General features: G+C 71.1%; 9 protein-coding genes and 1 riboswitch. Of the genes, 6 read left to right on the top strand and 3 right to left on the bottom strand.

The genetic code is table 11. From position 1 onward, the window contains the following. Positions 1 to 174 precede the first annotated feature (174 nt). The gene (locus tag AB0N02_RS03610) at positions 175 to 903 is read left to right on the top strand and encodes a tyrosine-protein phosphatase (protein ID WP_363942205.1); all 729 of its coding nucleotides are present in this window, start codon (positions 175 to 177) and stop codon (positions 901 to 903) included. Between the two features lie 156 nt (positions 904 to 1,059). On the opposite strand, the gene AB0N02_RS03605 is transcribed toward AB0N02_RS03610, so the two are convergent. After that, positions 1,060 to 2,421, bottom strand: a complete 1,362-nt coding sequence (locus AB0N02_RS03605) for an alpha/beta hydrolase (protein ID WP_363942203.1) — start codon at positions 2,419 to 2,421, stop codon at positions 1,060 to 1,062. Between the two features lie 241 nt (positions 2,422 to 2,662). Between AB0N02_RS03605 and AB0N02_RS03600 the strand changes: the two genes are divergently transcribed. The 3 genes from AB0N02_RS03600 (at position 2,663) to AB0N02_RS03590 (ending at position 5,769) form a co-directional block, all read left to right on the top strand. Continuing rightward, on the top strand, positions 2,663 to 4,213 hold the full coding sequence (locus tag AB0N02_RS03600; protein ID WP_363942200.1) for a histidine kinase: 1,551 nt from the start codon (positions 2,663 to 2,665) through the stop codon (positions 4,211 to 4,213). 70 nt (positions 4,214 to 4,283) lie between these two features. After that, complete coding sequence (locus tag AB0N02_RS03595; RefSeq protein ID WP_363942197.1) at positions 4,284 to 4,967, top strand: response regulator transcription factor; 684 nt, start codon at positions 4,284 to 4,286, stop codon at positions 4,965 to 4,967. A 73-nt stretch (positions 4,968 to 5,040) separates the two neighbouring features. After that, on the top strand, positions 5,041 to 5,769 hold the full coding sequence (locus AB0N02_RS03590; protein ID WP_363942195.1) for an SDR family oxidoreductase: 729 nt from the start codon (positions 5,041 to 5,043) through the stop codon (positions 5,767 to 5,769). Positions 5,770 to 6,101: 332 nt separating this feature from the next. Here the strand turns inward: AB0N02_RS03590 and thiC are convergent, their stop codons facing one another. Both thiC and AB0N02_RS03580 read right to left on the bottom strand, forming a co-directional pair. Next, complete coding sequence (gene thiC, locus AB0N02_RS03585) at positions 6,102 to 7,832, bottom strand: phosphomethylpyrimidine synthase ThiC (RefSeq protein ID WP_363942192.1); 1,731 nt, start codon at positions 7,830 to 7,832, stop codon at positions 6,102 to 6,104. Further along, positions 7,827 to 7,938, bottom strand: a riboswitch (TPP riboswitch). (Overlaps the previous gene by 6 nt.) 211 nt (positions 7,939 to 8,149) lie before the next feature. Continuing rightward, positions 8,150 to 9,715, bottom strand: a complete 1,566-nt coding sequence (locus AB0N02_RS03580) for a succinic semialdehyde dehydrogenase (RefSeq protein WP_363942189.1) — start codon at positions 9,713 to 9,715, stop codon at positions 8,150 to 8,152. A gap of 85 nt (positions 9,716 to 9,800) precedes the next feature. Here AB0N02_RS03580 and AB0N02_RS03575 point away from each other — a divergent pair, with 85 nt between their 5' ends. Both AB0N02_RS03575 and AB0N02_RS03570 read left to right on the top strand, forming a co-directional pair. Further along, entirely contained in the window at positions 9,801 to 11,930 is a 2,130-nt protein-coding gene (locus AB0N02_RS03575) for a beta-propeller domain-containing protein (protein ID WP_363942186.1), read from the top strand. 336 nt (positions 11,931 to 12,266) lie between these two features. Next, the gene (locus AB0N02_RS03570; RefSeq protein ID WP_363942183.1) at positions 12,267 to 15,254 is read left to right on the top strand and encodes a M36 family metallopeptidase; all 2,988 of its coding nucleotides are present in this window, start codon (positions 12,267 to 12,269) and stop codon (positions 15,252 to 15,254) included. Positions 15,255 to 15,385 lie beyond the last annotated feature (131 nt).

The following is a 15,385-nucleotide window of genomic DNA, read 5'->3' as shown; positions in this document are numbered from 1 at the left end:
CACGATCCGCGCGGAGGTCGGCCGGGCTGAGGTTCGAGGTGGAAGCCCGTCGTTTCGGCTGTGTGCCGGTTGGAAAGTGGGCTTGGCATAACAGGGCCGCATTTTCCGGGAAATCGCCGGTCATCGGCCATCTTGCCCATGTGGTGACGGGCGGCGGTTCGTAAGGTGGCGGGCATGAGAAGGCATATCGCATTCGAGCGCCTGCACAACTTCCGGGACCTGGGCGGATACACCACCGAGGACGGCCGTACTGTGCGGTGGGGGCGGTTGTACCGTTCCGACTCCCTGGCCAAGCTGGCGGGCGACGACTGGGACCGCTTCCTCGCCCTCGGGGTTCTCACCGTGATCGACCTGCGTTATCCCGTGGAGATCGAGGCGAAGGGCCGAGTACCGCACAACGAGGGGATGGCCTACTACAACTTCAGCGTCGAACATCGCCCCTACGACCAGGCGGAGATCGATCCGGATGTCGATCCCTGGCGCTTCCTCGCCGACCGGTACGCCGAGGTCGCCCTCGACGGGGTCAAGGAGCTACGGCAGTCGCTGGAGGTCATCGCCTCCGGCAGCGACCCACTCGTGTTCCACTGCGCCTCGGGAAAGGACCGGACCGGCATCCTGGCCGCCCTCGTCCTGTCCCTGATCGGTGTGTCCGAGGACCAGATCGTCGAGGACTTCGCCCTGACGGAGCTGGCCACGGACAGGCTGGTGGCCGACTGGCGCACCACCCATCCGGGCCGGACCTTGCGCTGGCCGGGCTACGGGCGGGCACCGGCCGAGGTCATGCGGCTTTTCCTGGCCGACCTGGCCACCGCCCACGGTTCCGTACGCGACTACGCCACCGACCTGCTCGGCGCCGACGAGGAGATGATCACGCAGCTGCGCGATCGGCTGCTCGGCCGGTGACCGCCCACCGCCCGTAGACCGGTTTACGGCGGGGAACCGGCCGGCGTTCAGAGATCGTGAAGTACCGGCCGGTGCCCGGGGATCGTGAGGTACCGGCCGGTGTCGGGCGAGCGGGACCGGCCGGTACCGAGCGGGCGGGCCGTACCCGGCGACGGCCTACGCGCAGGTCTTCGCGTCCACCGAGCAGTGCTTGACCTCGGGGTAGCGGGTCGAGGTGCCGTCCAGCAGGGGTTGCGGCCGCTTGCGCAGGTGCTGGTCGAAGAAGGCGCGGACGTACCTGCGGGTGATCTCCAGGGAGCGGGCACCGGTCACCTCGGCGTCACGCGGGACACCGAGCTGGTCGGCCAGCAGGACGAGGTCGGTGAAGGACGCGTGCTGCGTCCCGGCCACCACGAGCCAGCGCTTCCAGCCGGTCAGGAGCTCCCAGTCGCGCTCCCACGAGGGGCTTCCGCCTCCCGGGGTGTGCGGCGACGAGCCCACGAACATGAACGGCCGGGCCAGCCCGCCCGGAGGGATGGTGGCGTACGTGCTGCCGTCCGTGTTGATCCCGGCGCGGATCCGCTCATCCTTCAGCATGGCCGCGATGGAGCTCGCGCCGCCCAGGGACTGGCCCGACATTCCGACCTTGGACGTGTCGATCAGGGAGGCGCCCTTCCACTTCGGGTGCCGCCCGGTCAGCTCGTCGAGTACGAAGGAGACGTCAGCCGCCCGTCCGGCCACCGCCTTCTCCCAGAAGCCCGGCACGTGGTCGATCTCGCACGCGGCACAGGTGGCGAGCCGCCCGCCGGGGAAGCTCGTACCGCGGGCCTCATACGTGTGGTCGATTCCGACCACCACGTAGCCCTGGCTCGCCAGTTCCTCGGCGAGGCCCGTGAGCGTCTTACGGGACTTGGTGAAGCCCGGGGAGAGCACCACCAGGGGCAGGCTGTTCTTGCGGCCCGCCGGTTTCGCGTCGAGGACGGCGTTGGTCCGCGTCCTGCTGAGGACGTCGAGCGGCAGAGTGCCGATCCCCTCCCCCTTGAGGAGGGCCTCCGACTCCTGCGGCGTCATGTACTGCGCCCGCCGCCCGCCCGCCGGCCTGGCCGGGTACCACAGGGAGACCATCAGCTCCCGGGCTTTCACGGCCGGGACCCAGGGGTCGGGGCGGGAGGTGTCCTTCAGGTACAGGGTCGTGGTGCCGACCGGGTGGGAGCCGGTCGGCTGGGGCAGGGACGACGTGCCGTTCGGCGTGGAGGTCGGAGAGGCCGAGGGCGACGGGGAAGGTGGGGACTGCGGGGACGGGGCCGCGGACGGGGAGGCGTAAGACGCCGACGCGGGAGAGGCGGAGGCGGGCAAGGCGAAGGCGGCGAGGGCGAGCAGGCCGACGGCGGCGGCCAGGCCGCCCCGGAGGATCAGGCCGCGTGCTCTCGGTCTTTCCCCGCTCGGGCGCGTCGCCCCGCCGTACCCGGACGCGGGTGCCATGGCGGCGGCACCGCCGTACCACCCAGCCGCGTTTCCCGGTTCGATCACGTGGTTCATGGAATGTCCGTCCTGCTCGGTCGAGAGGGCCGCCCTGACGGAAGGCTCCCGTGAACGGCCCGCTGGCGGGAACGAAGGTAGGCGCGGCCGGTGTCCGCACGCGTCGGCCGTCGCACCGACATCCGGTGGCTCCGGAGAACGATCGGGCCGTGCCGTCATCCCCGCGATGTACTCCCCGGGGACCAGGCCGTGGTCTTCACGGCGGATGTGGGGCGAAGCGCTCGGGGGCGACAATGTGCCGGTGGCGGCTTATGGACGGCGGTTGTGGCGGCGATACCTGCGAGACGCGCTGCGTCCGGCCGGAGAACCCGTCCGGCCGTCCCGGAGGGCGGTCGCCGCCGACGTACTGCTGGCGGTCGTGCTGGCCGTCGTCGCGGTGGTCGCGTCGATGAACTTCCCCGGCGCGGACCATGGCGACCACAAGCGGCCGCAGTCCCTGCTCGAAGCCCTGCGGCTGCACCCCGCCCTGCCCACGGGCCTCGACGTCTGGCCCCCTGAGACGACCGTCCGCCCCGTTCCGCCCCCGGCTCCCGACGCGGAGCCACTCCCTGTTCCGCCCCGGGTCCCTGGCGCGGAGCCGCTCCCCGTTCCGCCTTCTGTTCCCGGCGCGGAGCCACTCCCTGTTTCCGGCGCGGAGCCACTCCCTGTTTCCGATGAGGGGCCGCTCCCCGTCCCCCCTCCGGCCGAACCCCTCGTTCCCGGGACCTACGAGCCGTCCATTTTCCTGGTGCTACTGACGGCACTGCCGCTGGCGGTCAGGCGCCGTTATCCCCTCGCCGTCTTCTGGACGGTGCTGGCCGCGGCGCTGGTCACACGCGAGGGCGTGACCTGGATCACCGTGCTGGCCTGCGCCGTCGCCGCCTACAGCGCCGTCGCGCACAGCCGTAACCGGATACCGGCGCTGGCAGGTCTCCTGCTCGCCGCCGTACTGGCCGGGGCCGCCTTCCGGGACGTCACCCCGCAGCTGCCGAGCTGGCTGGGCCCCTTCGTCGTACTGCTCGGCGCCGGGGTCTCCGCGAGCCTCGTCCACTTCTGGCAGCGGCGTCTCCGGGCGAGCCGGCGTCGGCTCGACGAGCTGCGACGGACCCAGGAGGAGGCCACGCGCAGGGCCGTCGAGGCGGAGCGCGCCCGGATCGCCGGGGAGCTGCACGACGTGGTGACCCACAATGTGAGTGTGATGGTGATCCAGGCCGGTGCGGCGCGCAAGGTGATGGAGGCGGACCCGAAGCTGTCGGAGGAGGCCCTGCTCGCGATCGAGGCCAGCGGCCGGACCGCCCTGGCCGAGCTGCGCCATGTCATGGGCCTGCTCTCGGGCCCGGACAGCGGACGTTACGACGCCGTCGACGACGGACTCGAACCGCAGCCGGGACTCGACCAGCTCGACACCCTGGTGGAGCGGATCCGGGCCGCCGGGACACCGGTGGACGTCACCCTGTCGCCGCCGCCCGGCCCGCTGTCTCCCGGGGTAGACCTGGCCGCCTACCGCGTCGTACAGGAGGCCCTGACCAACACGCTCAAGCACGCGTCCGGCGCGGCGGCCTCCGTCGTGATCGGCCACGACGGCGACTGGCTGGAGATCGAGGTCACCGACACCGGCGGAAACCGGGCCGCCTCCTCACGGACCGTCCCCTCGCAGGCGTCCTTCTCGCAGGACCCCCTTTCTCGGACCGGCGCCGGCCGGGGGCTGATCGGGCTGCGCGAACGGCTGGCCCTCTACGGCGGAACCCTGGACGCCGGGCCGGGAGGCGGCGGCTATCGCCTCGTGGCCCGCCTGCCCTGGACTGCCGCGTGAACCGGCCGCCGTACCTCACCCCGTGGACGGCCCCGTGGACGGCCCCGAACCGGCCGGCGCGCCTCACCCCGTGGACGGCCCCGTGAGCGGGGCGCTGCGCGTCGTCATCGCCGACGACCAGGCGCTGGTCCGCACCGGGTTCCGGATGATCCTCACCGTCGACGGCATCGAGGTGGTGGCCGAGGCGGCCGACGGCGCCGAGGCGGTCGCCGCCGTACGGCGCACCAGGCCCGATGTGGTGCTCATGGACATCCGGATGCCACGGATGGACGGACTGGAGGCCACCCGGAGGATCCTGGGCGGCGGCGCGGAGGAGACCCGCGTGCTCATCCTGACCACCTACGACCTCGACCAGTACGTCTACGCCGCCCTCACCGCGGGCGCCAGCGGCTTCCTGCTCAAGGACGTCACGCCCGAGCACCTGGTGGCCGCGATCCGGCTGGTGCGCTCCGGTGACGCCCTGCTCGCGCCGTCCATCACCCGCCGCCTGGTCGAGCGTTTCGCCCGCCGAGACGAGGCGAAGGCCATGTTGCACCGCGACCTGTCCGAGCTGACGCCCCGGGAGCTGGAGGTACTGCGCCTGCTCGCCACCGGGTTGAGCAACGCCGAACTCGCCGACCGGCTGACCCTCGGTACGACGACGGTGAAGACCCACGTCGCCCGCATCCTGTCCAAACTCGGCCTCCGCGACCGCGTCCAGGCCGTCGTCCTGGCCTACGAGACCGGTCTGATCTCCCCGGGCGACTCCGGCTGACCCCGTACCGGAAGACCGGCGACACTCCTGGTTCGATCTTGTCCCCGGGGCCGCCGGATGCGACGCTGGCCTGATGCAGCTGAGGGGGAAGGCGGCGGTCGTGACCGGCGGGTCACGGGGCATCGGCAGGGCCATCGTGGAACGGCTGGCGCGGGACGGCGCCGAGGTGGTGTTCAACTACGCCTCCAGCGCCGCGGCCGCGGCCGAGATCACCGCGACGGTGGAGGGGACGCACGGGATCCGGCTCGACCTGGCCGAGCCGGGGGCCGCCGAACGGCTGATGGAGATGGCCGAGAAGCGCCTGGGCGGGCTCGACATCCTGGTGAACAACGCCGCGATGAGTTTTCGGGTCGCGCCCATCGCCGACACCGACGAGGCCGTGTTCGACGACGTGATGAGGGTGAACGCCAAGACGACCTTCCTGACGATGCGGTACGCGGCCCGGCACATGCGCGACGACGGCCGCATCGTCAACATCTCGACGGTCAACACGGTCCGCCCCGCGCCGGGCAACGCGCCCTACGCCGCCAGCAAGGGGGCGATCGAGCAGCTGACCGCCGTGGCGGCCAGGGAGCTCGGATCGCGCGGCATCACGGTCAACACGGTCTCGCCCGGGGCGACCGACACCGACCTGCTGCGCGGCACCAACCCGGCCGAGGCCCTGGAGCGGGTCGCCTCCGTCACCGCGCTCGGCAGGCTCGGCACCCCCGCCGACATCGCCGACGTGGTCGCCTTCCTCGTCGGGCCCGACGGCCGCTGGATGACCGGCCAGAACCTCCGGGCAAGCGGCGGCCTCGCCTAGCCCGGCGACCACTTACCTCCACCGCGTTCGTGCCCCTCCGAGCGCCGGTACGGCGGGTCGTGAAACGAAGCGGATCGGCGCCGATGAGCGGGCGCCCGACCCGGTGAACGTTTCCGGTCACAGCACCAACACGGCGGCTGGAAAGGCTCACCAGGCGGAGCACCGTTCATCGGCGCCGGTCCACCCCGCTCCACCGCCCGCCGTACCGGCGCCCAGGGTAGACGCGAACACAGCGGGGATGAGTGTCACCGCGCCGCGCCCGTGGGCGCGCCCGAAGGATCGCGCCGCTGCGGGTCCCCCAGGGGAACTGCGGGTCCCCGGGGAGTAGCGGGCTAGTCCTCTTGGGGTGGGGAGGGCAGGGGGAGGTAGACGCGGCCTCCGTTGCGGAGGAACTCCTCGGCCTTCTCCCGCATCCCGGCCGTCAGTGCCTCACCGTCGGACAGGCCGTTCGTCTCCGCGTACGCGCGCACGTCCTGGGTGATCCGCATGGAGCAGAAGTGCGGGCCGCACATGGAGCAGAAGTGCGCGGTCTTCGCCGGGGCGGCGGGGAGGGTCTCGTCGTGGAAGGAGCGCGCGGTGTCCGGGTCGAGGGAGAGGTTGAACTGGTCCTCCCAGCGGAACTCGAAGCGGGCCTCCGACAGCGCGTCGTCCCACGCCTGGGCCCCCGGGTGTCCCTTGGCCAGGTCGGCCGCGTGGGCGGCGATCTTGTAGGCGATCACGCCCGCCTTGACGTCGTCGCGGTCGGGCAGGCCGAGGTGCTCCTTCGGGGTGACGTAGCACAGCATGGCGGTGCCGTACCAGCCGATCATCGCGGCGCCGATGGCCGAGGTGATGTGGTCGTAGCCGGGTGCGATGTCGGTGGTCAGCGGGCCGAGGGTGTAGAACGGCGCCTCGGAGCAGAGCTCCGTCTGCAGGTCGACGTTTTCCTTGATCTTGTTCATGGGGACGTGGCCGGGGCCCTCGACCATGACCTGGCAGTCGTGCTCCCAGGCGACCTTGGTCAGCTCCCCCAGCGTCCGCAGCTCGGCGAGCTGGGCCTCGTCGTTGGCGTCGTGGATGGAGCCGGGGCGCAGTCCGTCGCCGAGGGAGAAGGTCACGTCGTAGGCGGCGAGGATCTCGCACAGCTCCGCGAAGTTGGTGTGGAGGAAGTTCTCCGCGTGGTGGGCCAGGCACCAGGCGGCGAGGATCGAGCCGCCCCGCGAGACGATCCCGGTCTTGCGGCGGGCGGTGAGCGGCACGTAGGCCAGGCGCACCCCGGCGTGCACCGTCATGTAGTCGACGCCCTGCTCGCACTGTTCGACGACCGTGTCGCGGAAGATCTCCCACGACAGGTCCTCCGGCCTGCCTCCGACCTTCTCCAGCGCCTGGTAGATGGGCACGGTGCCGACCGGGACCGGGGAGTTGCGCAGGATCCACTCGCGGGTCTCGTGGATCCGTTTCCCGGTCGACAGGTCCATGATCGTGTCGGCGCCCCAGCGGGTGGCCCAGCGCATCTTCTCGACCTCCTCCTCGATCGAGGAGGCGACGGCCGAGTTGCCGATGTTGGCGTTGATCTTGACGAGGAAGTTGCGGCCGATGATCATCGGCTCGCTCTCCGGGTGGTTCACGTTGGCGGGCAGTACGGCGCGGCCACGGGCCAGTTCCTCGCGGACGAACTCCGGCGCGACGCCCTCGCGCAACGCGACGAACTCCATCTCCGGCGTGATCTCCCCGCGCCTGGCGCGGGCCCGCTGGGTGAGGCCCGTGGACCGGCCGGAGCCCGGGACCGTCGTCCCGCCGCAGGGACCCGTCCCTCCGCAGGAGACCGTCCCACTCGGGGAGACCGTCCCACCCGGGGAGAGCGCCTCACCGGAGGGACGCCAGGCCGCCCTCAGCGGCGGCAGTCCCTTCTCGGGGTCGGCGACGTGGTCCGGGTCGGTGTACGGGCCCGAGGTGTCGTACAGGACGACGGCGGATCCGTTGGTCAGCGGAATCTCCCGCATCGGCACGCGGATGTCGGGCCGCGAGCCGACGAGATAGGTCTTGCGGGCAGGCGAAACCGTTCTTCGGGCAGGTGAAACCATAGGACGACTACTCCCTACGCCGGCATTACCCGGTCAGGTTCATGCGGTCGACGGCCGTCTCAGCCGCCCTCTCAGCCCGGTGCGCCGGGCTCCCGCGTCGGTCCTCACGACGTTAACCCGAAACCGTCCCATTGCCGCAACCCCCACATATGGGATAACGGGGTCCGCGATCCCCGGGACGGGACAAGGCTCACCCCGGGTCTCACGCCCCCCGGAGTACGGCCCGGCCGCCCCGGGACCGTCATGTCCCCACCCCGGGATACGGCACCCCCGGAGGACGGCTCCCCCGGGGGATCGCGTCGCCCGCTCCGGGCCGCCTACTTCAGGTGGAGCCTCTTCATGGTCTTGAGCAGCCCGGCGAGGGTGTCGGCGTACTTGTCGTAGGTCATGCCGAGGATCGGCTCGAAGCCCAGCCAGGACGCCTGGCTGGCGATGGTCTGCACCTCGGTGTACTTCAGCAGGCCCTCGGTTCCGTGGCGGCGGCCGAGGCCGGAGGACTTCATGCCGCCCATGGGCGCGTCGTAGGAGGTGTAGGCGGAGCCGTACCCCTCGTTGATGTTGACCGTTCCCGCCTTGATGCGGGCGGCCACCGCCCGGCCGCGCGCCAGGTTCCGGGTCCAGACGGAGGCGTTGAGGCCGTAGGGGGTGTCGTTGGCCCTGCCGACCGCCTCGTCGTCGTCGTGGAAGCGGTAGACGGAGACGACGGGACCGAAGGTCTCGTCGCGGCACAGGCTCATGCTCTCGTCCACGTCGGCCAGGACCGTGGGCTCGTAGAACAGCGGGCCGATGTCCGGGCGCGCCTTCCCGCCGGCCAGGACCCTGGCCCCCTTGGCGACGGCGTCGTCCACGTGGGCGCTGACCGCCTCCAGCTGACGCCGGGAGGTGAGCGAGCCCATCTGCACGCTCCAGTCGAGCCCGGAGCCGAGCCTCATGTTCCGGGTCTGGCGGACGAACCTGTCGACGAACGCGTCGTACACGCTGTCGTGCACGTAGAGCCGCTCGATGGAGATGCACAGCTGACCGGCGCTGGTGAAGCAGGCGCGCAGCGCGCCCTGGGCCGCCATGTCGAGGTCGGCGTCGTCGAGCACGACCATCGGGTTCTTGCCGCCGAGTTCGAGCGAGCAGCCGATCAGCCTCGCCGCCGCCGCCTCGGCGATCTTACGGCCGCCCCTGGTCGAGCCGGTGAACGCGACGTAGTCGGCCTCCTCGATCAGCGGCTCGCCGACCTCGGCGGGGTCACCGAGGACGACCTGCCAGATCTCGCGGGGCATCCCGAGGGAGACCAGCAGGTCGATCGTCCAGAGCGTGGACAGCGCGGTCTGGGTGTCGGGCTTGTGGACCACGGCGTTGCCCGCGATCAGGGCGGGGACGATGTCGGTGACGCCGAGGGTGAGCGGGTAGTTCCACGGGGAGATCAGCGCCACGACGCCCTTGGGCTGGCGTATCTCGACCACCTTCGTCGCCAGCGGGAAGATTCCGGCCCTGCGCTGGGGTGCGAGAAGGCCGGGGGCCCGCCGCGCGAAGTAGAGCGTGCAGCCCGCGACGTCGGCGACCTCCTCGAAGGCGTGCCTGCGGGCCTTGCCGGTCTCCCACTGGACCACGTCGAGGATCTCCTCGCGCCGGTCGAGGATGGCGTCGTGCATGCGCAGGAAGGGCCTGATCCGCTCGCTCACGGGCAGCGCCGCCCAGGCCCGCTGGGCCGCGCGGGCCTTGGCGTGGGCGGCACGGACGTCGTCGGCGGTGGAGACGGGCAGCTCGACGAGGGTCTCCCCGGTGAAGGGCGCGGTGATCGACTGTGTCTTCCCGCCGGAGGTCACATGCCGGACGACGCGTTCGATCATGGCCGGGTCGAGTGTCCGGGATGTTCCAAGTGTGGCAGCCATGGTCGAAGAATATTCCGGCCGCACTCCGCTGACTACCGGGCGGTAACGGGGTGAACCGGACGCGATTTCGATCCGTCAAGGGGGCATGAGGACATCGATCCGCACGGTGGGCGCCGTCACCCTCGCCACCGCGCTGCTCGCCACGGGGTGCACTTCCACGGAGACAGGGTCGGGCGCGAGCCGGACGGCACCGGCCGCCGACCTGGGAAGGATCAAGCTTGTCTCCTACAGCGGCTGTGACGACATGCTCGCCGGGCTGCGGGCGGCGACGGCCAAGAATGTCGGGCCGTGGGGGCTGGGGGGCCCGCAGATCATGTACGCCGAGGCGCGCTCGGACATGGCGTCGGGCCAGGCCAAGACGGCCGCCCCCGAGCACTCGACCACGAACGTGCACGAGGCGGGGGTCGACGAGCCCGACCTGGTGAAGACCGACGGCAACCGGGTGATCACGGTGAACCGCGGCGTGCTCCGGGTGGTCGACGCGGCGACGAAGAAGGTCACCGGCACGCTCAGGCTGGTGAGCGCCGAGCAGATGTGGGCCCCGGCCGACCTGCTGATCAGCGGTGACCGGGCGCTGGTGCTGTTCTCCGGCGGCGGGATCATTCCCTACGGCGCGATGGTCAAGCGGATGGCGAGCCCGGGACCGCGGTACGTCCTCGTCGACCTGTCGGGCAGCCCCAAGGTGATCGGCTCGATCACCCCGAACGGCTCCCACGTGGACGCCAGGATGATCGGCTCGACGGTGCGGATCGTGGTCCGCAGCCAGCCGGAGATCGCCTTCCCCGACCTGGGCGGCGACCTGCCGGACAACGAGCGGACGCGGCGGAACATGGAGGTCGTCAAGAAGGCGTCGCTCGACGCGTGGCTGCCGAAGTTCGAGGTGACGGACGCCAAGGGCACGACCACGACGGGGAAGGTCGCCTGCGAGCAGGTCAGCCACCCCGCCGAGTACACCGGCACGTCGATGCTGACCGTGCACACCCTCGACCTGTCCCAGGGGATCGCCGACACCTCCCCGATCAGCGTGGCCGCCGACGGCGACACGGTCTACGGCACCGGCTCCAGCCTGTACGTGGCCAGCAACCCGCGCTGGTGGTGGCCCATGCCGATCGAGGCGGCGGTCGAGGACGCGCCGTCCGACATGCCGCCCGAATCCCCGCAGGTCACACCCTCGGACAAGAGCACCGGACAGGCCCCGCAGGTGGAACCGACGCTGACGGACCCGCCGACGATCGTACCGACCGACGCCCCCGTGGCCCCCTCGACGGACGCGCCCACCGCGTCTCCCACCGCGTCCCCCAGCGTGTCCCCCACGGCGACGGCGACGACCGAGCCCGCCACGATGCCCGCTCCGCCGCCCGAGGAGACCGAGATCCACCGGTTCGACATCAGTGCGCCGGGCGCGCCCCGCTACGTGGCCTCGGGGAAGGTGCCGGGCAGGCTGCTCAACCAGTACTCCCTGTCGGAGTACGAGGGGCACCTGCGGATCGCCACCACCTCGACCAGCGGATCGCACAGTTCGAGCGCCGTCTACGTCCTCAAGGACGACACCCTGGCCAAGGTCGGCGAGCTCGGCGGCCTGGGTGACGGCGAGCGGATCTACTCGGTCCGGTTCATCGGCCCGGTCGGCTACGTGGTGACCTTCAAGCAGGTGGACCCGCTCTACACGCTCGACCTGCGCGACCCGGCGGCCCCGAGGAAGACCGGCGAGCTGAAGATCACCGGCTACTCCGCCTTCCTGCAGCCCGCGGGCGAGGGGCGCCTGATCGGCATCGGCCAGGAGGCCAGCGAGAAGGGCCGCACGCTCGGCACCCAGGTCTCGCTCTTCGACGTCCGCGACCCGGCGGCCCCGAACCGCCTGTCGCAGATGTTCCAGAAGGACTCCGGCTCGGAGGCCGAGTGGGACCCGCACGCCTTCCTGTACTGGGCCAAGACCGGCACGGCCGTCCTGCCGCTGAACACCTGGAACGACACCGGGCAGGCCAGCGGCTCGGCGCTGGTCCTGAGGATCGACGACTCCGCCGTCACCAAGGTCGGGAACATCGTCCACCCGGCCCCCAAGCCGGTGAACAACAGCCGCGTCGCCAACTACCTCGATCCGAGCATCCGCCGCTCGGTCGTCATCGGCGACAGCCTCTGGACGGTCTCCGACCTCGGCCTCAAGGTCAGCGACCTGAGCAGCCTGGCCGACCAGGCCTGGATCCCGTTCTCCTGACCGGGCCCCGGCCGGGCTCCCCAACCGGGCTCCCGGCCGGGCCTCGACCGGGCCTCCTGACCGATCTCCCCGGCCGGGTTCTCCGGCCGGCTCCCCGGGCGGGCTCTCCGCCCGGCGGGGTCGTGGACGGCCCGAAAAGCCGCTCAAGGACGGTTCGGATATGTTCCGAGGACGTTTCGGAGCCGGGAGAATCCGGCTCCGAAACAAGTCATTACACCGACATATCACCCTTTACAAGATCTTGTCAGGCCACTTGAGTAAGTGTTACCTCTTGCGCAACACATGTGACCCACGTGTGGCATGGCCAACGACGGCCATCACTGCGCAGGAGGATCGGTGTCGACCAAACCCTGGTTACGCATCACCGTCATCGCGGCCGCAACAGCGGCGCTCGCCCTTCCCCTCCCAGGACTCGCCCAGAGCTCACCTGGCGGGCAGTCCACCAAAGCCCACGACTTCCAGGCCGAGGAAGGCGCCAAGCCCGACCTGGACAACCGGCGGGGCAGCGTCGCTCCCCCGGCCTACCTCGCCAAGGCCGCGAACGCGGCGACGATCCGGTGGAACAACCTGGGCACCCCGGCGGTCATCACCGGTGCTGAAATCGGCGCTGAGACCGGCGCCGGGACGGACGCCGAGACCGGTGCGGTCACCGGTGTCACGCCACTCGCCGAGGGCCTGGGCGCCGACCCGGAACAGGCCGCCCGCGCCTACCTCAAGGCCAACGAAACCCTGTTCGGCCTGTCCGCCGAGGCCGTCGACGCCCTGGAGAAGGTCGCGGTCAACCCCATCGGGGAGGGCTACGCCGTACTGCTGAGGCAGAGGTTCGGCGACCTGCCCGCGGGCGTCGACGGGCAGGTGGCGCTCGGCGTGACGAACGGAAAGATCATCCACGTCACCTCGACGCTGTCACGCTCCAGCGCGCCGCCGCCCGCCGCGAAGCTCACCGAGCAGCAGGCACTGGAGATCGCGGCCAAGGACGGCGGGATCGACCTCGCCACCGCGAGCGCCAAGAAGGTCACCGCGGTCGCGGTACCCGCCCCCGACGGGACGCACAGCGCCTTCCAGGTCACGCTGATCGGCGGCGGGGAGGGCGAGGCGGCCGCCTACACCACCCACGTGGACGCGGTCAGCGGCGAGATCCTCACCCGCGAGAACCTGGTCGACCACGCCTTCCAGCCCGACGGCCGCCAGCCGGACAACCCGCGCTGGAAGGGCTTCACCGCCAACCCGCCCGGCGACTACTCCTCCACCGACACCCGCGCGACCTGGTGCCTCAAGCCCGCTCGCGGCTGTGACCAGGCCCCCGTCGGCGACGCCGGGACCGGCAAGGCGTGGGACGTGGACCACACCACGGGCACCCCGACCGGCACCAGCGTCGGCAACTCCGCCAAGACCTTCGAGAACCGCGCCAGCGGTGACCCGTACACCGTCGGCACCCGCAGCAACGTGGCCACGCCGAGCCGCGAGTACACCTACCCGTGGACCAACAAGTGGTACACGGCCAAGTGCGACCCGGCCACGTTCGACCAGCCCGGCGAGGCCGACCTCGAGGCGGCGATCTCCAACCTGCACGTCATGCACAACCGCATGCACGACTGGTCCTACCGGCTCGGCTTCACCGAGACCGCGTGGAACATGCAGAGCGACAACGGCACCCGCGGCGGCCTCGGCGCCGACCCCGAGCAGGGCAACGCCCAGGCGGGCGCCAGGGACCTCACCGTCCGGGACAACGCCAACCAGATCACCGGCCCCGACGGGCTCGCGCCGATCACCAACATGTACCTCTGGCAGCCGATCGCGGGCTCCTTCTACTCGCCGTGCGTGGACGGCGACTACGACATGTCGGTGATCGGGCACGAGTACACCCACGCGATCTCGGGCCGCATGGTCGGCGGACCGGACGCCGGGTGGAGCGGCGCGCAGGCGGGCGCCATGAACGAGAGCACCTCCGACCTGTTCGCCATGGAGTACCTCTTCGAGAACGGCTTCCGCCCGGCGGGCGACACGCCGTACGTCACCGGCGGCTACGTCACCGGCGACAAGAAGGCCGGAATCCGCAACTACGACATGTCCACCTCCCCGCTGAACTACAGCGACGTCGGCTACGACCTGGTGGGCCAGCAGGTGCACGCCGACGGCGAGATCTGGACCGCCACCCAGTACGACGTGCGCAAGGCCTTCATCGACAGGTACGGCCAGGGCAGCCCGGCCCAGCAGCGGGCGTGCGCCGAGGGCAGGACCCCGCTCGACCGATGCCCGGGCAACCGGCGCTGGGCGCAGGTCTCCTTCGACGCGCTGCTGCTGATGGCCTCCGGATCGGTGAGCTACGTCGACCACCGCGACGCGCTGCTGGCGGCCGACGCCATCCGGTTCGGCGGCAAGGACAAGGACGTCATGTGGCGGGCGTTCGCCGAGCACGGCCTCGGCAAGGGCGCGGCGAGCAAGGACGCCAACGACCCCGACCCGACGCCGAGCTTCGTCAACCCGTCCGGCAAGAACGGCAAGGTACGGCTGACCCCGCCGGCCGATGCCAAGGACGCCAAGGACGCAGTGCTGCGGCTCTACGTCGGCGACTACGAGGGCCGCGCCGTACCGGTGGCCGACACCGACCCGGCGACCGCCCTCGGTGACACCGCCGAGCTGACCCCGGGCCAGTACACCTTCCTGGTCGTCGGCAACGGCTACGGCCACACCCGGCTCAAGCTCACGGTGCCGCACCACGGGACGGTGCCGGTGACGGCGCTGACGAGGAACCTCGCCTCTGCCGCCCTGGGCGCGACCACCTCGGGCGACGGCGTCAACCAGGCCAAGCTGATCGACGAGACCGAGGCGACGGACTGGGCCTCGCTCACCGGGCCCGTCAAGGGCAAGTCGGTGACCGTGGACCTGGCCGGGACCGAGCCGGTCTCGGTCCGCAGGGTCCAGGTCAGCGCCCTGCTGCGGCCGAACGTCAACGACCCCGCCGACCCCGGCGGCCAGAACCGCTTCACCGCCCTGCGCTCCTTCGAGGTCCTCGCCTGCGACGCGACCAAGAAGGACTGCTCCTCCCCCGCGTCGTACTCAGTCGTCTACACCAGCCCCTCCGACGCCTTCCAGACCCGCCTGCCGCGCCCCCGCGGCGCCGACCTGCTCATCAAGTCGTTCAGGATCCCCACCACCAAGGCGACCCACCTGACCCTGCGGGCCGTCTCGACCCAGTGCACCGGCAACCCGCTCTACGCCGGTGAGCAGGACAACGACCCCAACTCCTCGACCGACTGCGCCACCGCGAGCGCGACCAGGAACCAGCTGCGCGCGGCCGAGTTCCAGGCCTTCTCTCACTAGGGCGAGTCCGATCCGGGAAGCGGGTCCTGAAACCGCTTCGACACGAGCCTCGGGCGCGGTGCCGTCGCACCGCGCCCGAGGTCTTCCGCACCCGCCGGACCCGCACCCGACACGGGGTCCGTACTCGGTAC

This window comes from Streptosporangium sp. NPDC051022 (assembly GCF_040683035.1).
GTDB lineage: Bacteria > Actinomycetota > Actinomycetes > Streptosporangiales > Streptosporangiaceae > Streptosporangium.
The sequence above is the reverse complement of the archived record's forward strand: the minus strand, read 5'-3'. Positions and strand labels throughout refer to the sequence as shown.

Coding starts and splice junctions, on each gene's coding strand:
- AB0N02_RS03610 (WP_363942205.1), top strand. CDS start 175: ATGAGAAGGCATATCGCATTCGAGCGCCTGCACAACTTCCGGGACCTG.
- AB0N02_RS03605 (WP_363942203.1), bottom strand. CDS start 2,421: ATGAACCACGTGATCGAACCGGGAAACGCGGCTGGGTGGTACGGCGGT.
- AB0N02_RS03590 (WP_363942195.1), top strand. CDS start 5,041: ATGCAGCTGAGGGGGAAGGCGGCGGTCGTGACCGGCGGGTCACGGGGC.
- thiC (WP_363942192.1), bottom strand. CDS start 7,832: ATGGTTTCACCTGCCCGAAGAACGGTTTCGCCTGCCCGCAAGACCTAT.
- AB0N02_RS03580 (WP_363942189.1), bottom strand. CDS start 9,715: ATGGCTGCCACACTTGGAACATCCCGGACACTCGACCCGGCCATGATC.
- AB0N02_RS03575 (WP_363942186.1), top strand. CDS start 9,801: ATGAGGACATCGATCCGCACGGTGGGCGCCGTCACCCTCGCCACCGCG.